At 64.9% G+C, this 20,579-nt stretch carries 22 protein-coding genes; 13 read left to right on the top strand and 9 right to left on the bottom strand.

What is annotated here, in order from left to right; all coding sequences use genetic code 11:
- Positions 1-30: 30 nt before the first annotated feature.
- Both ACOQFP_RS02175 and shbA read right to left on the bottom strand, forming a co-directional pair.
- On the bottom strand, positions 31-1,677 hold the full coding sequence (locus ACOQFP_RS02175; RefSeq protein ID WP_421583299.1) for a purine-cytosine permease family protein: 1,647 nt from the start codon (positions 1,675-1,677) through the stop codon (positions 31-33).
- A 146-nt stretch (positions 1,678-1,823) separates the two neighbouring features.
- A complete protein-coding gene (gene shbA / locus ACOQFP_RS02170; protein WP_206488121.1) occupies positions 1,824-2,405 on the bottom strand; it encodes an RNA polymerase sigma factor ShbA in 582 nt (193 codons plus the stop codon).
- A gap of 185 nt (positions 2,406-2,590) precedes the next feature.
- Here shbA and ACOQFP_RS02165 point away from each other — a divergent pair, with 185 nt between their 5' ends.
- On the top strand, positions 2,591-3,538 hold the full coding sequence (locus ACOQFP_RS02165) for an alpha/beta fold hydrolase (RefSeq protein WP_421583298.1): 948 nt from the start codon (positions 2,591-2,593) through the stop codon (positions 3,536-3,538).
- A gap of 53 nt (positions 3,539-3,591) precedes the next feature.
- Here the strand turns inward: ACOQFP_RS02165 and ACOQFP_RS02160 are convergent, their stop codons facing one another.
- The 3 genes from ACOQFP_RS02160 to ACOQFP_RS02150 all read right to left on the bottom strand — a co-directional run bounded on the left by ACOQFP_RS02160 (position 3,592) and on the right by ACOQFP_RS02150 (position 6,521).
- Entirely contained in the window at positions 3,592-4,266 is a 675-nt protein-coding gene (locus ACOQFP_RS02160; protein ID WP_341245135.1) for a hypothetical protein, read from the bottom strand.
- A 192-nt stretch (positions 4,267-4,458) separates the two neighbouring features.
- Positions 4,459-5,793 (bottom strand): ammonium transporter, encoded by a 1,335-nt coding sequence (locus ACOQFP_RS02155; protein WP_421583297.1) that lies wholly within the window; start codon positions 5,791-5,793, stop codon positions 4,459-4,461.
- Complete coding sequence (locus ACOQFP_RS02150) at positions 5,790-6,521, bottom strand: enoyl-CoA hydratase (protein ID WP_206488114.1); 732 nt, start codon at positions 6,519-6,521, stop codon at positions 5,790-5,792. The genes ACOQFP_RS02155 and ACOQFP_RS02150 overlap by 4 nt, the downstream gene beginning before the upstream one ends.
- Positions 6,522-6,582: 61 nt before the next feature.
- Between ACOQFP_RS02150 and ACOQFP_RS02145 the strand changes: the two genes are divergently transcribed.
- Positions 6,583-7,650, top strand: a complete 1,068-nt coding sequence (locus ACOQFP_RS02145) for an NAD(P)-binding domain-containing protein (RefSeq protein ID WP_421583296.1) — start codon at positions 6,583-6,585, stop codon at positions 7,648-7,650.
- Here ACOQFP_RS02145 and ACOQFP_RS02140 read toward each other — a convergent pair.
- Both ACOQFP_RS02140 and ACOQFP_RS02135 read right to left on the bottom strand, forming a co-directional pair.
- Complete coding sequence (locus ACOQFP_RS02140; RefSeq protein WP_421583295.1) at positions 7,647-8,468, bottom strand: uroporphyrinogen-III synthase; 822 nt, start codon at positions 8,466-8,468, stop codon at positions 7,647-7,649. The genes ACOQFP_RS02145 and ACOQFP_RS02140 overlap by 4 nt on opposite strands.
- A gap of 25 nt (positions 8,469-8,493) precedes the next feature.
- Positions 8,494-9,342, bottom strand: coding sequence for an aldo/keto reductase (locus tag ACOQFP_RS02135; protein ID WP_206488109.1), 849 nt, complete (start codon positions 9,340-9,342; stop codon positions 8,494-8,496).
- Positions 9,343-9,396: 54 nt separating this feature from the next.
- Between ACOQFP_RS02135 and ACOQFP_RS02130 the strand changes: the two genes are divergently transcribed.
- A complete protein-coding gene (locus ACOQFP_RS02130; protein ID WP_421583294.1) occupies positions 9,397-11,028 on the top strand; it encodes an ABC-F family ATP-binding cassette domain-containing protein in 1,632 nt (543 codons plus the stop codon).
- A gap of 64 nt (positions 11,029-11,092) precedes the next feature.
- Here the strand turns inward: ACOQFP_RS02130 and ACOQFP_RS02125 are convergent, their stop codons facing one another.
- Positions 11,093-11,926 (bottom strand): alpha/beta fold hydrolase, encoded by an 834-nt coding sequence (locus ACOQFP_RS02125; protein WP_421583293.1) that lies wholly within the window; start codon positions 11,924-11,926, stop codon positions 11,093-11,095.
- 81 nt (positions 11,927-12,007) lie between these two features.
- Between ACOQFP_RS02125 and ACOQFP_RS02120 the strand changes: the two genes are divergently transcribed.
- The 6 genes from ACOQFP_RS02120 to ACOQFP_RS02095 all read left to right on the top strand — a co-directional run bounded on the left by ACOQFP_RS02120 (position 12,008) and on the right by ACOQFP_RS02095 (position 16,969).
- Positions 12,008-12,463, top strand: coding sequence for a MarR family winged helix-turn-helix transcriptional regulator (locus ACOQFP_RS02120; RefSeq protein ID WP_206488103.1), 456 nt, complete (start codon positions 12,008-12,010; stop codon positions 12,461-12,463).
- Positions 12,464-12,527: 64 nt separating this feature from the next.
- Entirely contained in the window at positions 12,528-12,800 is a 273-nt protein-coding gene (locus ACOQFP_RS02115; RefSeq protein WP_032372936.1) for a helix-turn-helix transcriptional regulator, read from the top strand.
- Positions 12,797-13,351, top strand: coding sequence for a hypothetical protein (locus tag ACOQFP_RS02110; protein ID WP_206488101.1), 555 nt, complete (start codon positions 12,797-12,799; stop codon positions 13,349-13,351). The genes ACOQFP_RS02115 and ACOQFP_RS02110 overlap by 4 nt, the downstream gene beginning before the upstream one ends.
- Before the next feature lie 16 nt (positions 13,352-13,367).
- A complete protein-coding gene (locus ACOQFP_RS02105) occupies positions 13,368-14,261 on the top strand; it encodes an ABC transporter ATP-binding protein (RefSeq protein ID WP_421583292.1) in 894 nt (297 codons plus the stop codon).
- The gene (locus ACOQFP_RS02100) at positions 14,258-15,457 is read left to right on the top strand and encodes an ABC transporter permease (protein ID WP_421583291.1); all 1,200 of its coding nucleotides are present in this window, start codon (positions 14,258-14,260) and stop codon (positions 15,455-15,457) included. Before ACOQFP_RS02105 ends, ACOQFP_RS02100 begins: the two co-directional genes overlap by 4 nt.
- Positions 15,458-15,481: 24 nt before the next feature.
- Positions 15,482-16,969, top strand: a complete 1,488-nt coding sequence (locus ACOQFP_RS02095) for a carboxyl transferase domain-containing protein (RefSeq protein ID WP_421583290.1) — start codon at positions 15,482-15,484, stop codon at positions 16,967-16,969.
- Between the two features lies 1 nt (position 16,970).
- Here the strand turns inward: ACOQFP_RS02095 and ACOQFP_RS02090 are convergent, their stop codons facing one another.
- Positions 16,971-17,354, bottom strand: coding sequence for a hypothetical protein (locus ACOQFP_RS02090; protein WP_341244061.1), 384 nt, complete (start codon positions 17,352-17,354; stop codon positions 16,971-16,973).
- A 118-nt stretch (positions 17,355-17,472) separates the two neighbouring features.
- On the opposite strand from ACOQFP_RS02090, the gene ACOQFP_RS02085 reads away from it, so the two are divergent.
- The 4 genes from ACOQFP_RS02085 (at position 17,473) to ACOQFP_RS02070 (ending at position 20,578) form a co-directional block, all read left to right on the top strand.
- Positions 17,473-18,138, top strand: coding sequence for a methyltransferase domain-containing protein (locus ACOQFP_RS02085; RefSeq protein ID WP_421583289.1), 666 nt, complete (start codon positions 17,473-17,475; stop codon positions 18,136-18,138).
- Entirely contained in the window at positions 18,135-18,743 is a 609-nt protein-coding gene (locus ACOQFP_RS02080) for a TetR/AcrR family transcriptional regulator (protein WP_421583288.1), read from the top strand. The genes ACOQFP_RS02085 and ACOQFP_RS02080 overlap by 4 nt, the downstream gene beginning before the upstream one ends.
- A gap of 93 nt (positions 18,744-18,836) precedes the next feature.
- Positions 18,837-20,084 (top strand): molybdopterin-dependent oxidoreductase, encoded by a 1,248-nt coding sequence (locus tag ACOQFP_RS02075; protein WP_341244062.1) that lies wholly within the window; start codon positions 18,837-18,839, stop codon positions 20,082-20,084.
- Positions 20,081-20,578, top strand: a complete 498-nt coding sequence (locus ACOQFP_RS02070) for a hypothetical protein (RefSeq protein ID WP_341244063.1) — start codon at positions 20,081-20,083, stop codon at positions 20,576-20,578. Before ACOQFP_RS02075 ends, ACOQFP_RS02070 begins: the two co-directional genes overlap by 4 nt.
- The last annotated feature ends 1 nt before the right edge of the window (position 20,579 follow it).

The raw sequence follows: 20,579 nt of genomic DNA, 5'->3' as shown, positions 1-20,579 counted from the left end.
CATATAGGTACGCAAAAGGCGCACGACGGGTCACTGCGGCGGGAGGATGTGCTCCCCCGTCTTGTCGGTACTCAGCGACAGCGAACTGATGTACTGCTTCTCTCCGTTGGGCCCCGGCACGTTCGAGGCGATCATGTCGGGTCGTTCGAATTCCATTCCACTGACGTGGCACAGCAGGGTGGCGTCGGTGGGGTTGCCGTACTCGTCGAACATCGGAATATCGATGCCGTCGTCGGTGCGCCGCAGGTAGTACTTTCCCTTGGTTGCGATCGCCAGAATGGGCGGAAGTACCAGTGCGAGAAGCAGAGCCACGATCGGCGAGTACGGTTTGATGGTCGATCCGAAGGCTCCGAAGAACACCAGGATCGACACGATGGCAGAGGTCGCCATGGCACCGAACCCGACCGGGTTGATGTTGTAGAGCATGCCGCGGCGGAACTCGGGCACCTTGGGTGAGAGCTTCAGGATGTACTTGTTGAACACGATGTCCGAGGCCACCACCGCGATCCAGGCGATCCCGCAGTTGGCGTAGAAGCCGAGAATGTCGTTCAGGAAACTGAACATGTCGGCTTCCATCAAGATCAGTGCGATCGCGAGGTTGAACAGCACGAACACCATGCGCCCCGGGTAGGTCTTGGTGATGCGGGTATAGGAGTTGGTCCATGCCAGCGATCCGGAGTAGGCATTGGTGACGTTGATCTTGATCTGACTGATGACCACCAGGATCACCGCGAGCGTCATCGCCAGCCAGCCGGGCATGAAGTTCTCGTAGATCTCCAGGAACTGGTGCACCGGCTCGTTGGCGATGGTGGAGCCGTCGACGACGTTGGCGATCAGGTACACCGCGAGGAACAGGCCGACGACCTGCTTGAGTGCACCGAAGATGACCCAGCCAGGGCCTGCGAGAAGCACTGCCGTCCACCAGCGCCGGGAGTTCTCGGGTGTTTTGGGCGGCATGAACCGTAGGTAGTCGATCTGCTCGGCGATCTGCGCGATGAGCGAAAGACACACACCTGCTGCGAGCAACGCCGAACCGACGTTGACGCCTGTGCCGTCGGCGCCGTCCTGGCCGCCGAATGCGAAGAAGGCCCCGACCGAATCCGGATTGCTGACCACGAGATAGACGAACGGCAGCACCATCAGCACCAACCACAGGGGCGTCGTCCAGACCTGGAGCTTGGCAAGAGCTTTCATGCCGTAGATGACCAACGGGATCACCATGAGGGTCGAGACCGCGTACCCGATGGGCAGCGGAATGCTCAGACCCAGTTCGAGCCCCTGCGCCATGATCGAACCTTCGAGCGCGAAGAAGATGAACGTGAACGTCGCGAAGATGACGTTGGTGACCACCGATCCGTAGTAGCCGAATCCGCTTCCGCGCGTGATCAAGTCGAGGTCGATGTTGTAGCGCGCGGCATAGTATGCGAGCGGGAGCCCGGTCAGGAAGATCACGACGGCGAACACCAGGATGCCCCACAGTGCGTTGCCGGTTCCGTAGGAGATTCCGATATTGGCACCGATGGCGAAGTCCGCGAGGTACGCGATGCCGCCGAGCGCGGACGTCGCGACAACACCGGTTCCCCATTTACGGTAGCTACGCGGCGCGAAACGCAGCGTGTAGTCCTCGAGCGTCTCTTTGAGCGCGGTGTCTGTCGGCGCTGGCTGTACGGCGGTCATGGATCAGTAACGTAGAACCGCAACGTTGCCTACGTGTCTTACGTATATGTAGCTGCGGTTACTCTATCGGGCGTTTCGGACATTCGTCTCGGGAGCCGACCGCACCTTGTTTTCCCTGTATACGACACGCCCGCTGCTGGAGAACCTCAGGCGGTGACGCGGGTGTCCAACAGCGAGAAGTTCACCAATTCGGCACGAAGCATGTTCAGGGCGCGATGCTGCGCCACCCGCACCGCACCGGCGGTCATTCCCAGCGCCCGACCTGTTTGCGGTGCCGTCATGCCCCACACCACCCGCATCAGCAGGATCTTGCTGTACTTCGGCGGCAAGGTGTCCAGCAACGCTTGTGTATGAGTGCGCAGCTCGTCTCCGAGTGCGAGCTGCTCCGGGCCGGCATCCGAGGACCGCTCCTCGGGCATGTCGTCGATCGAAAACGTTTGCCGCAGAGTTGATCTACGGCCTGCATCGGCCAACTTGTGCGCCGCGATTCCGTACACGAACGCCATGAAGGGCTTACCCATGTCGCGGTACTTCGGAATTGCGGTCACCAAAGCGAGGCAGACGTCCTGCACCACATCGTCTGCGACGACGTCGAGGTTGCCGATCCGGGCCGCGCAGTAGCGGCGTACCGGTGGCTGAATCAGCACGAGCACTTGTTCCAGTGCGGCTCGGTCTCCCGCGACGGCCTGCGGCACGACCTCTTCGAGCCTGTCCACGCACTTGCTCATGGCCGATCTCCTTCATTGGCAACGCGCGCCCTCGCCTGAACGCTCATGGGTCATTCGGTGCCGTCTCCGGTTCGGCTTGGTCTTGCCGTTACCACAATCCAGGCGTATGTGATCCACGTAACACGGCGTGTCGGCGCAGCGACGTATCGGGCAACAACATGTGACACCGCCACCTACGGAGCGCCATGTACCCCAGCGAGCAGAGTCATCAGGTCGGACGCCGCAGTTCTGTCGCCGCCTGCGATGGCACCACGCTGGCGGTGCGCGAGTTCGGGCACCCGAATGCCCCTCTGACCGTGGTGTTCGTGCACGGGCACTGTCTGCGCATGCAGTCGTGGACCGATCTGCGGCAGCAGTTGGAGCAGACCTGGGGCGAGGACGTTCGGATCGTCATGTACGACCACCGTGGGCACGGGGAATCGAGCGCGGCCTCCCCCGAGAGCTACACCATCGACCGGCTCGGCGAGGACCTGGCCGACGTGATCCGCGCCGTCGTCCCCTCGGGACCGTTCGTCGTGATCGGACACTCGATGGGTGGCATGACGGCGCTGTCCTATGCCCGCCACAATCCCGATGCCATCGGCTCGCGCTTGATCGGCGTCGGTCTGATCGCCACATCGGCAGGCGGAATCACCGACGACGGGCTCGGACACTGCCTGGCGCACCCGGCGGTGTCTGCGTTTCGAGCCGCCGTTCGACGCGCCCCTCGACTGATGTCCGGTGCCAAGAAGCTCAGTCGCGGCGTGTGCGCACCGATCGTCAGAACGGCGGGGTACGGATCTCGCAGGGTCAGCCCTCGGGTGATCACGTTGGCGACGGCCATGCTCGGCGACACCTCCATCGTGACGATGGCCGCGTTCCTCGAGGCGTTTCGCGGCCTCGACGAGATTGCCGGCTTGGCCGTGCTGGCCTCGATTCCTGCACTTGTGCTGTGTGGCTCGGATGACCTGATGACGCCGATGCGGCATTCGGAAACCATCGCCGCCCACTTACCCGAGGCCCGGTTGGTCCGCGTGGCGCAGGCCGGACACATGGTGATCCTCGAACGCGCCACCGAGGTGGCGGAGGCCGTCGTCGAACTGGCGGCGGCGGCCCGGGCGGCGCACGTGCGAGACCTCGCCCTGGCCCGGTAGACAGCTGTGGCCCGCACCGGTGTTCGGTGCGGGCCACAGCGCGGTCGAGAGAACTACTTCTTGACGGCGGGAGGAGCGTTGAGCAACTGAATGAACTGTCCGGCGTTGGCTGCGATAGCACCGAGGCCACCGATGGTGCTACCGGCAAGTGATGCACCCGAGCCGAGAAGCAGTGCGCCGCCGACGCATCCGGCAACCGGTGCGGCACCGAAGAGCAGCAGCGCAGGCGCGGAGACAGTTCCGGCAGCGATGGCACCGAGGAAGCATCCGGTCACCAGACCAGTTGCGGCACCGAGGAATCCACCTACCGTGGCGGAGAGGCTGAGGTTGTCCTTGACGCCCGACACTGCAGCGGGCAGGTCTACCTGCTGAAGTCCGGGAACAGTGGCGGAGACCGGGGTTGCCGCGGCAGGCGAGACATCGGCGGTCAGGGTCGCGTGGTTTCCGTCGATCACGGCGGCGACGGGGTGCGAGAATCCGTCTGCGGCAATGGCGAGCGGTACGGAATCGACCATGACGCCGTTGGCGTCGCGGACGACGAGGTGGTTGTTCTCGTTGCTCAGTGATCCTGCGGCCGTGTCGACCAGGACCTGGTTGCCCGCCTGGGTGACGTTCCAACCGACCGGAGCGCCGATGGCCGGTGCCGGATCGGCATAGGCGGTGCCCATGGCGGTCGTCATCGCTGCAATGACCAATGCGGACGTTGCCGCGAATCGAGTCAGCTTCATGTTCCTCAGTCTTTCGTCGTGTCCATCGCTCGATGCCGAGCAGCGAAAAGGTATGGGCACAACAGGCGAGCGAGGCGAACCGAAGATGAACGAACGGGGAGAAACCGAACAACGATCTTTCGCATCAACACGAAAGGGACAGAACAACTCTCAGCGACCGATCGGTTCGTAAAGGGCGCGTACGCCTTGTCCCTACTTACCGAAAAGCCCTGGCTTGTTGCTGCCGCCGTGGCTCACGCCGAAGTCGTACGCGGACTCGGCGTGCTCGTGTTCGTCGAGTCCGTCCGCCTCGTGTTGCGCATCGGCGCGCACTCCCATGAGCGCCTTGATCGCGAACGCGATCGCGGCGGTGACCACGGCGCAGTAGGCGAACACCGCCACTACCGCCACTGCCTGAACCCACAACTGATGCACGCCGCCGCCGTAGAACAGCCCGTCGACGCCGGCCGGCATCCGAGCGCTGGCGACGAGCCCGATCATCAGCGTGCCGACGACGCCGCCGACGAGGTGCACACCCACGACGTCGAGTGAATCGTCGTAACCGAAGCGGTATTTGAGACCGATGGCCAGGGCACAGAGCGCACCGGCGACGATGCCGATCGCGGCTGCACCGATGGGGGTCACGGCTGCACACGAGGGCGTGATGGCCACCAATCCGGCCACCACACCCGAGGCTGCACCGAACGACGTCGCACGACCGTCCCGTAGCTTTTCGACGACGAGCCACGCCGCCATCGACATCGCTCCGGCACCCATCGTGTTCACCAAGGCCACCGCGGCCACGCCGTCGGCCGCAAGGGAAGAACCGGCGTTGAAACCGAACCAGCCGAACCACAGCAAACCGGCACCGAGCATGACGGCCGGAAGGTTGTGCGGGCGCATGGGATCTCGTGGCCAACCCCGACGCTTACCGACCACCAGCGCAAGTACCAACCCGGCAACCCCGGCGTTGATCTCCACCGCGGTACCGCCTGCGAAGTCGATCGCGCCGAGCCTGTTGGCGATCCAACCGCCGAACTCACTGGTGAGCCCGTCGAGCGAGAACACCCAATGCGCCACCGGGAAATACACCAGCGTGGACCACAGCGCTGCGAACACCACCCAGGGAACGAACCTCATCCGGTCTGCGACGGCTCCGGAGATCAGGGCAACCGTCACCATGGCGAACCCCGCCTGGAATGCCGCGAACACCAGCGCCGGAACTGTTCCCACCAACGGAATCGATACCGCTCCCCCAGCCGAGGTGTACACCCCACCCAGCAGACCCTCGAGACCGGCGTACTGCAGCGGGTTTCCGATCCAACCACCGATCACGTTGTCGCCGAACACCATCGAAAATCCGAACACCAACCACAACAGCCACACCACCGCGATGGCCGACAAGCTCATCATCATCATGTTCAGCACGCTCTTCGAGCGCACCATGCCGCCGTAGAAGAACGCCAGCCCCGGCGTCATCAGCAGCACCAGCGCGGTACTGGCCAACAGCCATGCGGTATCGCCCGCGTCGGGCGTCCCGTTGATCATCTGCCCACGAACTTCGGCTTGCGCTTCTCGGATCGCGCGGCTCGCGCTTCCCTCATGTCCGTGCTGGTCCACGCGGCCGCGAAGGCAGCGGCCTGCTGCGGCGTCGGATCATCGTGAGATCCATCGTCGTTGAACACGAGCTTGAGGTGACGCAACGCCAGCGGAGCGAGCTCGGTGATCGACTGGGCCCACTCGGTCGCGTCGGAGACATCGCCGAGCTTGTTGGCCAGTCCGCACGTGTACGCCTGATCTGCATGCACCCGCTCGCCGCCGATCAGGACCGTACGCGCGACACCTCCCCCGGCCAGCGCCGCCAACCGCCGGATGGTCCAGTTGCTCACGGCGATACCGAGACGCGTCGAGGGAATCTCGAAGAAACTGCTCGGCGCGGCCACCCGCAGATCGCAGGCGATGGCCAACTGGGTACCTGCCCCCACCGCCGGGCCGTTGATCGCCGCGATCACCGGGATCGAGACGGACTCGATCGCAGCGAGCATCTCCTCGAGGATCTCCCCGAACGACTCCGGGAACGCGTCCCCGGTCAGATCCGCGCCCGCGCAGAAGCTGGTTCCCTGCCCGGTGATGACGAGAACCCGCGCCCCGTCCCGCTCGGCTTGTTCGACGCCGTGGCGCACTGCAACGCACAACTCGCTGTTGAGCGCATTGCGTCGATCCGGGCGCTGCAATTCCAGGGTGACGACATCGCCGTCACGAGAGAGTCCGATCACGACACCAGAGGTTACCGACCAGTACGGGTTTTTACCTAGCGAGGCTGATCTACTGGTATCCGTGATCGAGACTCGAGTGGCCGTGATCGGCGCGGGACAGGCCGGGCTCTCCGCCGGCTACCACCTGCACCGGGCCGGCCTGACCGCAGGTGCAGGCTTTTCGATGCTGGACCGCTCACCCGGACCTGGCGGCGCGTGGCAGTTTCGCTGGCCGTCGTTGACGCTGAGCACGGTCAACGGCGTGCACGACCTGCCGGGTATGGCCTTCGCCGAGACACTCGGAGATCAGCAGGCTCAGGCCGTTCCGGCCGCCGACGCCGTCCCCCGCTACTACCGCGAGTACGAAGAGCGCTTCGAACTGCAGGTCCGACGCCCCGTCACGGTGACCGTCGTGTGCGATCGCGAGCGTCGTTTCCGGGTGGAGGCCGGCGAGACCGTCGTGATGGCCGAGGGCTTGATCAACGCGACCGGAACGTGGGAGAAGCCGTTCGTTCCGCATTACGACGGGGCCGAGACGTTCACCGGCAGGCAACTGCACACCAAGGACTTCACGACGGCCGAGGAGTTCGCCGGCAAGCACGTCGTGGTGGTGGGCGGCGGAATTTCTGCCGTTCAATTGCTCGACGAGATCTCCCGAGTCACGACGACCACCTGGGTGACCCGTCGACCGCCGGTGTTCCGCGAGGGCGCGTTCGATCACGATGCCGGACGCAGGGCTGTCGCGATGGTCGAGGAGCGGGTGCGGGCGGGCCTGCCACCGGGCTCGGTGGTCTCGGTGACCGGGCTGCTGCTGACACCCGCGCTGGCCGCCGCACGTGAGCGCGGCGCTCTCGAGCGCAGGCCGATGTTCGCGAGGATCGCCGCAGATTCGGTGGTGTGGGAGGACGGTTCGAGTCAGCATGCCGACGTGATCCTGTGGGCCACCGGCTTTCGCAGCGCGCTCGACCACCTCGCTCCGCTGCGCCTGCGCGGGCACGGCGGAGGAATAGTCATGGACGGCAGGCTCGCCACCCGCGTGGCCGCGAACCATCGCGTCCACCTGCTCGGTTACGGACCGTCCGCGAGCACCATCGGGGCCAACCGAGCCGGCAGGGCCGCGGTCACCGAACTGCTAGAGACCTTGGCTTAGCCGAGCTGCTCGGTCACGAACTTCGCCAGCGCGCCCAGTCGCGCCCGGCTCGGCATCGAGGTCGGCACGCCCAACGCGTCCAACGGTGCCGAAGTCACCGGCCCGACGCAGATCGCGGCGACGGGGCCTGCCAGCGCGTCGAGGAAAGCGTCGAGCAGGCCGTTGTCCTTCGCGGTCGAGAGCAGGGAAGCCACGGCCGGGGCGCTGGTGAACGTCACCGCGTCGACGCGACGCTCGATGATCTGCGTCAACAGACCGATCAGCGGGGTCTGATCGACGGGACGGATCCATCGGTACACCGGTACCGGACGCACGTGTGCGCCCAGTTCGGTCAGCGCGTCGCCCAGGTGAATCGTCGGTTCCCATTCGGTGATGACACCGTGCAGCTGAACTGCGATGTCGACGCTCGAGACACCCTCGGCGGCAAGGTGATCCGCTACCTCCTGCGAGGCCTCGGTTGCCGGTGACCACTCGTCACGCAAACCGGCTCCGCGAATGGCCCCGCGCGCCTTCGGTCCTCGCGCGATGATCCTCGAACGTCTCAGCGCAGCAACGAAATTGTCGCGGATTCCCCATTCTTCGGCGGCGTCGAGCCAGCCGCGAAAACCGATGCCGGTACTGATCACCACGATCTTCGGCGGATGCTCGATGATGCTCTCGGTGGCGGACTCGAGCTCCGAGTCGTCGATCAGCGGCAGAACCTGAATCGCCGCGGCGTGAACGATGTTCGCGCCGCGGCGTTCGAGCATGGTGGCCAATTCGTCTGCTCGCCGCTCGGCGGTGATGGCAACGGTCTTGCCTTCGAGCGGTTCGGACATGGGTACTACCCTAGGCCCCCCACTGTCAGCTGCTGAACTTGTCCGGGTCGGGGCCGGTGCGGCCGTCCGCGGAATCGAGGGCGTTGATCTGCTGAATCTCGTCGTTGCTCAGCTCGAAGCCGAACACGTCGAAGTTGCTTGCGATGCGCGCCGGGGTCACCGACTTGGGGATCACCACGTTGCCGAGCTGGATGTGCCAGCGCAGAATCACCTGGGCCGGGGTGACACCGTGCGCGTCACCGATCTTCGCGAACAGCGGCTCGTCGAGGATGGTGCCGGATCCCAGCGGGCTCCATGCCTCGGTGGCGATGCCCTTCGAGGTGTGGAACGCCCGCAACTCCTCCTGGATCAGCCGTGGATGCAGCTCGACCTGGTTGATCGAGGGCACCTCGCCGACGGCGTCGATCAGCTTCTCGAGGGTGGGGATGGTGAAATTGGAGACGCCGATGGACCCGATCCGACCGTCGGCCTTCAACTTCTGGAATGCCTTGAAGGTGTCGATGTACTTGTCGCGATCGAGCTGCTGCCAGTGGATCAGGTAGAGGTCGAGGTACTCGAGCCCGAGCCGGTCCATGCTCGCGTCGAATGCCTGCAGAGTGGAGTCGTACCCCTGATCGTCGTTCCACAATTTGGTGGTGATGAACAGCTCGTCGCGGGCGATGCCGGATTCTGCGATCGCTTTGCCGGTGCCGGTCTCGTTCTCGTACACCTTGGCGGTGTCGATACTGCGGTATCCGACCTTCAGAGCCTCGGCCACGGCGTCGTGCGCACCGTCGTCGGGAACCTGCCACACACCGAATCCGAGCTGCGGAATGGAGGTGCCGTCGTTGAGCACGATCGTCGGAACAGTACTGGTCTCGGCTGAATACGTCATATGAATGCCAACGGTGGGTGGGGTGCTGTTGTTCCCTGGCCTTAGTGTTTCGGTGTGACCGCAACGCTCCGCATCGATGAACTCGCCGCGTTTCACGGCGACCGCACCCTGTTCTCCGGTCTCGACCTGACGGTGACCGAGGGCGACGTGATCGGACTGGTCGGCGCGAACGGTGCCGGCAAGTCGACTCTGTTGACGCTGCTCGCCGGGGTCGGCACCGCCGAGCACGAGGGTGAGATCCACACCAGTCCGCCGGATGCGACGGTGGGATATCTGGCCCAGGAGCCCGAGCGGATCGACGGGGAGACGGTGCTGGACTTTCTCGGTCGTCGGACCGGAGTTACGGCGGCTGAGGCAGTGATGAACGCGGCTGCCGAGGCCCTCGGTTCGAGTGACGAAGACCTCTACACCCCGGCGCTGGAGAAGTGGCTGGCGCTCGGCGGTGCGGATCTGGCGGAGCGGACGGCGAAAGTGCTGGCCGATCTCGGTCTGGATGTCGACGGATCTGCACCGATGACCGCGCTGTCCGGTGGGCAGGCCGCACGGGCGGGGCTCGCCGCGATCCTGCTCGCGCGCTACGACATTCTGCTGCTCGACGAACCGACCAACGATCTCGATCTGGCGGGCCTCGAGCAACTCGAGCAGTTCGTCGTTGCGACCCGAGCGGCGGTGGTCGTGGTCAGCCATGATCGCGAGTTTCTCGCGCGGACGGTGACGGGCGTCGTCGAGCTCGATCGCGCGCAGCGCCGCATCGATGTGTACGACGGCAGCTACCAGTCGTATCTGGCGGAACGGGAGATCGCCCGCCAGCATGCGCGGGAGAAGTACGAGGAGTTTGCAGACACCAAGTCCGCGTTGGAGTCTCGGGCGCAGATGCAGCGGAACTGGATGGAATCGGGGGTGCGCAACGCGCGCCGCAAGGCCACCGACAACGACAAGATCGCCCGTAAGACCCGCGCCGAGTCCACCGAGAAGCAGGCTGCGAAAGCCCGTCAGACACAACGGCGCATCGAGCGCCTCGAAGTGGTGGAGGAGCCGCGCAAGGAGTGGGAGCTGCGGATGGAGATCGCCGCCGCTCCTCGCAGCGGAGCCGTCGTCGCGGTACTGGGCGGTGCGGTCGTGCGCCGATCGGGATTCACGTTCGGCCCGGTGACCACGCAGATCGACTGGGGTGATCGGATTCTCGTCACCGGGCCGAACGGTTCCGGTAAGACGACCTTGCTCTCGGTACTGCTGGGCAGGTCGATCCCGGACGAGGGCAGCGCCTCGCTGGGATCCGGTGTGGCCATCGGTGAAATCGATCAGGCGCGGGCATATTTCCTCGGGGACGGCACGGTATCCGATGCGCTGAGCGCGGCAGTCCCCGACTGGCCCGACGCCGAAGTGCGCACCCTGCTGGCGAAGTTCGGCCTGCGCGGCGACGACGCGCTGCGGCCCGCGGCGTCGCTCTCTCCCGGTGAGCGAACCCGCGCGGCGCTGGCCTTGCTGCAGGCCCGAGGCGTGAATCTGCTGGTGCTCGACGAGCCGACCAACCACCTGGACCTGCCTGCCATCGAGCAACTCGAACGGGCGATGGAGAACTTCGAGGGAACGCTTCTGCTGGTCACCCACGACCGCAGAATGCTCGAGACGGTCCGCAGCACGAGGCACTGGACGATGGCGGACGGACAGTTGTCGGAACAGTAGTCGCGGTGATCGAAATCGGGTGCAGCTGACCGCGGTGAGCGCGGTCAGCTGCACCCGATTCACATCAGCTCAGCAGAATTTCGTTCACCTCGGCGGCGGGAAGCATCGGCAACGTGTGATGCGTGGCGTTCTCGAGCACCACCGTCCTCGCTCGGGCCAGGACCGCCCGGACTGCCGACTCGATACGGGCAGCGTTGTGTACTTTCCCTCTTCCTGCCAGCAACACGGTGGTGTCGACCCCGAAGTTCTCGAATTCGGCGGGCTTCGGGCGCTTGGGGACGATGGTCTTCGATTTCGGGAAATGAGCCGCACCGAGCGCCAGGACGTCGAGCCAATCCGAATCCAGTTCGCGGCCGCCGGTCTCCCATTCTACGAAGCGCCGCTGCCTCGTGTCGTTGGGAGAGAGCAGGATCGGTATCGCGTGGAGCAGGTACCGCGGACTCATCGGGCCGAAGCAGCCGTTGGGATCGAGCAGGGTGAGTGCCTCGACGCGACTGCCGTTGCGCAGTGAATATGCCAATGCGATCATCGCGCCGTAGGAGTGGCCGCACATCGCTGCTGTCGGCAGGTCGAGACCATCCAGAACGGTAGAGAGCCAGTCCAGCAACTCGTCCACCGAGCCGATGGAGGTTTCGCCGGGCACGCTTCGCCCCACGTCGCCCATCAGGTCCAGGGCGTACACCCGATAGTGCCGGGCGAGAGCGGCGACATTGGCGAACCAGACCGTGGACGTGGCACCGGCGCCCGGCAGCAGAACCAGCGCCGGATGATCGGCTGAGCCGCAGGCGTTGACTCGGGTCGTTCCGTGGGCGGTGCTCATGTCGATGGACTCCACCTCGACGGGCCACTTCTGCAGCACCCTGTCGTAGGCGGCGTAGAACTCGTCGAGCTGCGTCACGCTCGCCCTCATTTCTCTCGATGATCGAGATAATAGACAATGGAGAGAGATCACGTCCAGCACCTACCGAGGGATCAGCACATGAGCGAACCCGCCGCCGCCGTGCACCAGCTACGCGCGCTGACCGTCGACCTCGACCTTCTCGGCGCGCAATTCGCCCAGAGCCACCACCTCCACCCGACGGACATCCGCGCACTGATCTGCCTCCTCGACGCCGATCGATCCGGCACACCCGCGACACCCGGCTGGCTGGGAACCCAGCTCGGGCTCGAATCCGCCTCCGTCACAGCGCTCGTGGATCGAATGAGCAAGCGAAATCTGGTGGTCCGTGAACCCGATCCATCCGATCGCAGGCGCGTGCTGCTCGCCGTCACCGCGCACGCATCGGAGCTCGGTACCAGCTTCTTCGGCCCCGTCATCGGGCGAGCAGTCCGCGAACTCGAGCGTTTCACTCCCGAGCAGCGGGCGACGATCGACGAGTTCCTGACCACCATGCGCGCCGTCGTCGCCTCGGTCCGGACGAGTTCGGACACGTAGACGGATCACCAGATCCATTGCCGATGGTTGACATATCGTTGGGTTTATACAACACTTCATTGTCATGAGCCCCGTCAAGCGCGGTACCGCGCTCCCGATCTTCAACAGGGTGGGTGTTCTGCGGGCAGAACGGAAGATGAGCCGCGCGCAACTCGCCGAACTCGTCGAAGTCAACCCCCAGACAGTGGGCGCCCTCGAACGAGGTGACCACTACCCGAGCCTCGATCTCGCGATGCGCATCTGCGACGTCTTCGACCTACCGATCGAAGCAGTGTTCTCACGCACCGAACTCGGACCACTCTCGGCCGAACTCTTCCGAAGGGAGAAGGATCGATGACCACGCCCGACACTGCAGACATCCTCACCCGCTATCAGGCCTATCGCACGCGTCGATTCCTGGAGAACGACGCGAAAACCCGCCACTGGCTTCCGAATTGGCGCACGCAGCACCGACGCCGCATTCTCGCCGTCTCGGTGATGGCTTCCCTGCTCACCCTGTTGGTGATCGCCGTGTGGTCTCTGTTCTCCCCGTGGGCACCGATCATCTGGGTCCCGGCCACCGTGATCTTTCTCGTCACGTGGACGATCCTGCAGACCGTGTCACGTCGTCACAGCGACGCACCGGTGGGCGCACTCGACGAATGGGAAGTGCAGCAGCGCAACGAAGCACGATCGATCGGCCTGTCCGTCACTCAATTCCTGGTGACGGTGGCAGTTCTGGTCCTGATCGGGCTGTCCGCGTCGTACGACAACGAGCACCTGCCGTATGCCGGAGGTCTGTGGACGCTCGTTGCGCTACTGGCGGGCGGATGCACCCCGGCCGTCATTCTCGCGTGGATCACCCCGGACCCCGAACTCGAAGACACCGAAGATTTCGACCCGAAGTAGCGACCGAAAGGGCACCATGAGCACCCTCACGATCGATTCCGTCTCGAAGAGATACGGCGACAAGATCGCCTTGGACAACCTGAGTTTCGACGTCCGGCCCGGCGAGCTGTTCGGCTTCGTCGGCAGCAACGGCGCAGGTAAAACCACCACGATGCGTATCGCGCTCGGAGTTCTGTCGGCAGATTCGGGCCAGGTTCTGTTGGGCGGCAAGACCGTCGACCTCGATGTTCGCCGCACCATCGGGTACATGCCCGAGGAGCGCGGCCTGTACCCGAAGATGAAGGTCGGCCCGCAGTTGGCGTACATGGCCGAGTTGCACGGCCTGTCGTCCAAGGACGCCAAGGCAGCAGTGATTCGCTGGACCGAACGTCTCGGCATCGACGAGCGAGTGAACGACACGGTCGACGCGCTGAGCCTGGGGAATCAGCAGCGCGTGCAGTTGGCGGCCGCCCTGGTGCACGACCCCGCGGTTCTCGTGTTGGACGAGCCGTTCTCCGGCCTCGACCCCATCGCCGTCGACGTGATGAGCGAAGTACTGCGCGAAAAGGCCGCCTCCGGAGTGCCGGTGGTGTTCTCGAGCCACCAACTCGATCTGGTGCAACGACTGTGCGATCGCGTCGGCATCATCGCCGCAGGCTCGATGAAGGCCATCGGGACCGTCGACGAGCTTCGCGGATCAGGGGATTCGCAACTACACGTGCACGCACCCGGCGCCGCACCCGGATGGGCGTCGGGCATCGCCGGAGTCAACACCCTCGAGCACAGCGACGGCGTCACCGTGCTCGGCCTCGCCCCCGGCGCCGATGACCAAGAGATCCTACGGGCCGCACTCGCCACCGGGCCGGTCCACGAGTTCTCGGTCCAGAAACCTTCCCTGAGCGAGTTGTTCCGAGAGGCGGTAGTGGCATGAGCTCCCAACTGAATTCCTTCAGCGCGGTCTCACTGATAGCCAAGCGCGAGTTCACCGTTCAGGTGATGAAGAAGAGCTTAGTCATCAGCAATGTCATCGTTCTCGCCGTCATCGTCGGCGGAATCATCGCGTACTCGATCTTCTCCGGCAGCGGCGACGAGGAACGCGAGGTGATCGGCGTAGCCGGAGACCAGTCCATCGCGGCGGTGTTGGAGGCAACCGGCGACGCCGTCGGGTCTCCGGTGGAGGTCCGTGAGATCGCCGACGCGGCGGCCGCCCGCAGCGGCGTCGAATCCGGGGATCTCGATGTGGCGTTGATCCCGGACGGATCCGCCGGTGCCTACACAGCCGTCACCGAGTCCGACCTGACGGGCACCTTGCGCGCCGTCGTCGAGGGTAGCGTCGCCACACAGGCCACGAATACCGCACTGGCGCAACAGGGTGTGGATCGCAGCGAGCTGGCAGCAGCAACGAGATCCGCGACGGTCACCGTCGACGCGATCGATCCCCCTGACCCCGAGTCCGGTCAGCGAACTGCGTTGGCTCTGTCGGCAGTGTTCCTGCTGTATGCCCAGATCATCGGTTTCGGCATGTACGTCGCGATGGGCGTCGTCGAAGAAAAATCCTCGCGCGTCGTCGAGTTGCTTCTGTCCACCGTGCGCCCCCTGCAATTGCTGTGGGGAAAGATTCTCGGCATCGGCGCAGTCGGCATCCTGCAGCTTGCCCTGTACGGCATCGCCGGAGTCGGTGCAGGATTGGGCACCGGAGTGCTCACCGTCACCGGTGCAGCGGTGAGCGTCTTCGCCGCGACGCTGGCCTGGTTCATCCTGGGCTTCGCCTTCTTCGCAGTGCTCTATGCAGCGGGCGGGTCCATGGTCTCGCGGCAGGAGGACGTCAACTCGACCACCATGCCGCTGCTGATCCTGATCATGGCCATGTTCTTCGCGGCCTTCTACTCCGTCAGCGATCCAGAGAGCACCCTGGCGAACACATTGAGCTGGATACCACCGTTCTCCGCGATCATGATGCCGCTGCGCATCGCGGCAGGCGTGACCTCGCCGATGCAGATCGTCGGCTCGGCGGTGCTGATGATCATCACCACGGCGATCCTGGCCATGGGCGCGGCCAAGATCTACCAACGATCCATCCTGCGAATCGGCAAGACCGTCTCGTGGAAGGAAGCGTTTTCTCGCTAGGGTTCGCTGCGTAGGCTCCCCGATATGAGCCCACGAACATCCGCCGCCGAGATTCTCGATTCCGTTCTCGACGGCGGATCGTTCGTGTCCTGGGACTCCGAGCCCGTCGACGTCGATCCCGACGACTCCTATCGGCGTGACCTGGCCAAGGCTCGGGAGAAGAGCGGCGTCGACGAATCGGTACTGACAGGCGAAGGCACCGTCGAGGGCCGACGCGTGGTGATCATCGCCTGCGAGTTCGCCTTCCTCGCCGGCTCGATCGGCGTCGCGGCGGCCGAGCGCATCACCCGCGCAATCGAACGGGCCACCGCCGAGAGGCTGCCGCTGATCGCCTCCCCCACCTCCGGCGGCACGCGTATGCAAGAGGGAACGCTGGCTTTCGTGCAGATGGTCAAGATCGCTGCCGCCGTCACCGCGCACAAAGCGGCGCACCTGCCTTACCTGGTGTACCTCCGTAATCCGACCACGGGCGGGGTCTTCGCGTCCTGGGGGTCGTTGGCCCACCTCACCGTCGCCGAACCAGGAGCCCTGATCGGATTTCTCGGGCCCCGCGTCTATCAGGCGTTGTACGACAAGCCCTTTCCCGAGGGAGTGCAGACCGCCGAGAACCTGTACCAGCACGGCGTGATCGACGGTGTGGTGCCGGTCGACCAACTACGACACCTGTTGATCCGGGCCCTTCGGGTGATCGTCGACGCCACCGTGTGGCCCGATTCCGTCGACGAGGGGCCCTCGGTGATTCCCGAGCAGTCCGCCTGGCATTCGGTGCAGGCGTCTCGCCGTCCGGACCGGCCCGGCATCAGAGAGCTCATCGAACATGCTGCAGGCGAACAAGTTCCACTGAGCGGTACCGGACAGGGCGAGGCCGATACCTCGATTCTGTTGTCGCTGTGCCGTATCCGGGGCGTGTCGGTAGTGCTGTTCGGCAACGATCGAAGTAGCAGTACTGCCACCGCAACCATGGGACCGGCGGCGCTGCGCGAGGCTCGACGCGGCATGCGCTTGGCCGAGGAACTGCGCATCCCGCTGGTCCTGGTGATCGACACCTTCGGGGCGGCACTGTCCAAGGAAGCCGAAGAGGGCGGCCTGGCGCCCGAGATCGCGCGTTCGATCTCCGATCTGGTCACCGTGAACACCCCGACGGTGTCGGTCCTCCTCGGCCAGGGCACCGGCGGCGGAGCACTCGCGCTGCTGCCCGCCGACCGCGTGCTGTGTGCCCAGAATGCCTGGCTTGCACCGCTCCCACCCGAGGGTGCCAGTGCCATCGTGCACCGCGACACCGCTCATGCATCGGATATGGCCGAGGCTCAGGGCATCCGTTCGGTCGATCTGCTGCGCGAGCACATCGTCGACGCCATCGTCCCCGAACTCCCCGATGCCGCCGACGAACCGGCTGCATTCTCCGTACGAGTCGCCGATGCCATTGCCCGCGAACTACGCGAGCTGTCCACCGTCGACGCCGCCACCCGGGTTCGGAACCGATTCGGCCGCTACCGCACGCTGGGCACCTGAGCTATCCGCTGCAGATCAACGCCAGCACATCACCCGCTCGGAGGTCTGCGGGCAACTCCACAGGAACGACGCAGCCGCGCCCCGGGCCGTGCACATCGACCTTGATCACCGCACCCACCGAATGCCGGTTGACCACCACTGCCTGCAGTAGATCCCCGAACTCGGCGTCGACGCCCACCTCGCCGGCGATCACCGAACGCACCCGCGTCACCAGGATCGGGCCCCAACGCACCGGAGTGCCCTGCGCATCGGCCAGGTCCTCCAGCGCGAGGCCGTCGACTGTGATGCGCCCGCACACACAGCGAGTATCGGCGGGCCAGAGCGCTGGATCGCACCGCGGAACATATGCCGCACCGAGAGACGGAAGCATGTCGAGAAGTGTCATGAGAAGCAGTCTTGCGCCGGGCGGTGGCGTCGAACAGGGGTGTTGACGCAATCTTGACGGTCCCGGCTCGAAAATTGATGATGAGCCACGTCCTGTACTCCCTGGTACATTCGATCGGGTGATTGCAGACGACGTGTACCGCCGCGGCCGAGCGGGGCTGCCCTCCTGGATCACCGATTCCGACGGCCGTCGCACTCCCCTGCCGATCGCGCGCTGGATGGGCGGCACTTTCTCGACCGCCGAGGACCTCAGAGCGGACGAGGCCTCGATTGCCTTCTGCACCGGCCCGACCCTCGATCTCGGTTGTGGGCCAGGGCGTTTGACCGAGGCTCTCACCAGAGCAGGCGTACCGGCCCTCGGCGTCGACACCTCGTCGGTGGCTGTGGAGATGACCAACCATCGCGGTGGATTCGCCGTGGAGCAGAACATATTCTCCGCGCTGCCAGCAGCAGGTCGGTGGTCACACGTCCTCCTCGCGGACGGCAATATCGGCATCGGCGGCGATCCTGCCGCGCTGCTGGCCACGGTTCGGGCGCTGCTGCACGACGCAGGGACGGCCATCGTCGAATCCTCCTTCGAGGTCGACGATCGGAGAGCGCTGGTTCGATGGGAAACCGAAGACTCGGTGGGAGATTGGTTCACCTGGGCCAGTGTCGGAGTCCGCGCGCTGTACTCACTGGCATCGAGCGCCGGACTGCAGGTCCGGCGAACCATCGAGTGCAACGGTCGCGTGTTCATGGAACTCGCGGTTCACAGTTGCGACCGAGGAGCCGACATCCCGTGAGCAAGGAGCTACCGAGAACGGCCAAGGGCAGACGAACCAGAGCTGCGATCGTCGACGCCGCGGCGTCGATGATGTACGAGCGCGGCGTCGCGGGGACCACTCTCGACGATGTCCTTGCCGCATCCGAGACCGGGAAATCGCAGCTCTACCACTATTTTTCCGATAAGTCGGATCTGGTCGAGGCCGTCATCGAGCGTCAACTCGAACGCGTCCTCGCCGCCCAACCGATGCTCTCTCGCATCGACAGTCTCGACGATATCGACGTGTGGGCTGCCGAGATCGTCCGCAATCACGAGCAACCCGGTGGCCCGTTCTCGTGCCCTCTCGGATCGCTGGCCGCCGAACTGAAGAACGATGCGGCGTTCGTCCCCAGTCTTCACGCCGCCTTCCGGCGCTGGGAGCAACCGCTCGAGCAGGGACTTGCCCGCATGATCGACCGCGGAGAACTCGACGTGGCGACCGATCCTGCCGCGACTGCCGCCACTCTGATCGCGTCGTTGCAGGGCGGCATGCTGATCGCGCGGCTCGCCGGTGACGTACAACCGCTGCGCGACGCGCTCGACGCCGCCGTCGCTGCCGTGCACCGACGCCGCACCACCAGTTGACATCTCCGCGAACCCTGGCGGTCGGCTCCGAAGTGCGCTAGCCTCGACCTGACAGTTTGTACTACAAGGTACAAAATTGAGACGGGAACCAGAATGCAACGACTTCCCACCTTTCGTAGCCCGATTCGCGGCGTCTGGTTCACCTCCGTACTGGCATCCGTTCTGCTCGTCGCGCTGCCGATCGTGACCGTGACCGGATTCCTCTCGTGGGTGGCCTACGGTCCCCAGTTCGGCCAGGCGATGCCGGGCGACGTCGGTTGGCTACGAATTCCGTCGTTCGACTGGCCGACCGAACCGGTCTGGTTCTACCGGCTGACCCAGGGCCTACACGTGGGTCTCGGATTGATCATGGTGCCGATCGTTCTGGCCAAGCTGTGGTCGGTGATCCCCAAGTTGATCGAGATGCCACCGATTCGGAGCGTCGCCCACCTACTCGAACGGATATCGTTGCTGGCCTTGGTCGGCGGAATCCTCTTCGAGATCATCACCGGCGTGCTGAACATTCAGTACGACTATCTCTTCGGGTTCAGCTTCTACACCGCGCACTACTGGGGCGCATGGGTGTTCATCGCCGGGTTCCTCGCCCACGTGGTGCTGAAATTTCCGACCATGGTCACTGCGCTCCGAACCAGACCGTTCCTGGAACTGATGCGCATCAAGGTGGACGACACGGTGCCCGACGAGGACGACGAATCCGGTTTGGCCGCAACCGATCCAGCTCCCGCGACGATCAGCCGACGCGGAGCGCTCGCCCTCGTCGGCGGCAGCGCACTGTTCGTCGCGGTTCTCAGCGTCGGACAAACGACAGGCGGAATCCTTCGCGGGGCAGCGATCCTGCTCCCCCGCGGGCGATCCTACGGCGACGGGCCGAACGATTTTCAGATCAACCGCACAGCCGAGGCCGCAGGCATCGACGAGGCGCGGACAGGGGATTCGTGGCGGCTGACCGTTCGCGCCGGAAACGCCGAGGTCGTGCTCGACAGGGCCCAACTCGAGCAGATGGACCTGCACACCGTCGATCTACCGATCTCGTGCGTCGAGGGCTGGTCGACAGTCCAGACCTGGACCGGTGTTCGGCTGCGCGACCTCGCAGCCCTTGCCGGCATCGACGCCGTCGACACCGGTGAGGTTCGTTCACTCGAACCCTCCGGCTCGTTCAACCGCGTCACGTTCGGGGGACACCAGATGACACATCCCGATTCGCTTCTCGCACTTCGCGTGAACGGGGCCGATCTCTCCCTCGATCACGGCTATCCCGCTCGCATCATGATGCCGGCGATCCCCGGGGTGCACGCAACCAAATGGATCGAATCCGTCGAATTCTTCGGGGAGCCGTCATGAATGCGTTTCGGGCCCGGTACGGAGCAGGGCCGCTACACCTGGCGATCACGGCAGGCTGCCTGGCCCTGGCCGGTCTCGCCGTTCTCACGATCGGCTTTCCTGCGCTGTGGAACAACGATGTGTGGTGGCAGTCCATCGGCCTGTGGTTCGTCGGTGCCGCCGTCGTGCACGACGCGATCCTGTTCCCCCTGTACGCCCTACTCGATCGCGCGCTGGTCGCTCGACTCGGCCGATTCGTCAACGCGGTTCGCATTCCTGCCCTCGGTGCCGGCCTGAGCCTGCTCCTGTTCGCCCCGGGCATCTTCCGCCAGGGAAGTCAGACGTACGAGGCAGCCACGGGGCTGACGCAGGAACCGTACGCGATGCGCTGGCTGCTGCTGGTAGCGGCGATGTTCGCGGCTAGCGCCGTGTTCTACGGCGGTCGTGAGGCAGTGCGGGCGCTGCGCACTCCTCCCGTCGGCGATAACCGGGAACGCCAGCACGCACCCAACTAAG

This window comes from Rhodococcus sp. MALMAid1271, assembly GCF_049195265.1.
Classification (GTDB): domain Bacteria; phylum Actinomycetota; class Actinomycetes; order Mycobacteriales; family Mycobacteriaceae; genus Rhodococcoides.
This window is presented reverse-complemented; position numbering and strand designations above follow the sequence as displayed.

Bases quoted from the DNA above. Each gene is read 5' to 3' on its own strand.
- ACOQFP_RS02090 (WP_341244061.1), bottom strand. From the start codon at position 17,354: ATGACACTTCTCGACATGCTTCCGTCTCTCGGTGCGGCATATGTTCCG.
- ACOQFP_RS02120 (WP_206488103.1), top strand. From the start codon at position 12,008: ATGAGCGAACCCGCCGCCGCCGTGCACCAGCTACGCGCGCTGACCGTC.
- ACOQFP_RS02105 (WP_421583292.1), top strand. From the start codon at position 13,368: ATGAGCACCCTCACGATCGATTCCGTCTCGAAGAGATACGGCGACAAG.
- ACOQFP_RS02140 (WP_421583295.1), bottom strand. From the start codon at position 8,468: ATGTCCGAACCGCTCGAAGGCAAGACCGTTGCCATCACCGCCGAGCGG.
- ACOQFP_RS02095 (WP_421583290.1), top strand. From the start codon at position 15,482: ATGAGCCCACGAACATCCGCCGCCGAGATTCTCGATTCCGTTCTCGAC.
- ACOQFP_RS02135 (WP_206488109.1), bottom strand. From the start codon at position 9,342: ATGACGTATTCAGCCGAGACCAGTACTGTTCCGACGATCGTGCTCAAC.
- ACOQFP_RS02070 (WP_341244063.1), top strand. From the start codon at position 20,081: ATGAATGCGTTTCGGGCCCGGTACGGAGCAGGGCCGCTACACCTGGCG.
- ACOQFP_RS02155 (WP_421583297.1), bottom strand. From the start codon at position 5,793: ATGATCAACGGGACGCCCGACGCGGGCGATACCGCATGGCTGTTGGCC.
- ACOQFP_RS02110 (WP_206488101.1), top strand. From the start codon at position 12,797: ATGACCACGCCCGACACTGCAGACATCCTCACCCGCTATCAGGCCTAT.
- ACOQFP_RS02175 (WP_421583299.1), bottom strand. From the start codon at position 1,677: ATGACCGCCGTACAGCCAGCGCCGACAGACACCGCGCTCAAAGAGACG.
- ACOQFP_RS02075 (WP_341244062.1), top strand. From the start codon at position 18,837: ATGCAACGACTTCCCACCTTTCGTAGCCCGATTCGCGGCGTCTGGTTC.
- ACOQFP_RS02115 (WP_032372936.1), top strand. From the start codon at position 12,528: ATGAGCCCCGTCAAGCGCGGTACCGCGCTCCCGATCTTCAACAGGGTG.
- shbA (WP_206488121.1), bottom strand. From the start codon at position 2,405: ATGAGCAAGTGCGTGGACAGGCTCGAAGAGGTCGTGCCGCAGGCCGTC.
- ACOQFP_RS02160 (WP_341245135.1), bottom strand. From the start codon at position 4,266: ATGAAGCTGACTCGATTCGCGGCAACGTCCGCATTGGTCATTGCAGCG.
- ACOQFP_RS02165 (WP_421583298.1), top strand. From the start codon at position 2,591: ATGTACCCCAGCGAGCAGAGTCATCAGGTCGGACGCCGCAGTTCTGTC.
- ACOQFP_RS02100 (WP_421583291.1), top strand. From the start codon at position 14,258: ATGAGCTCCCAACTGAATTCCTTCAGCGCGGTCTCACTGATAGCCAAG.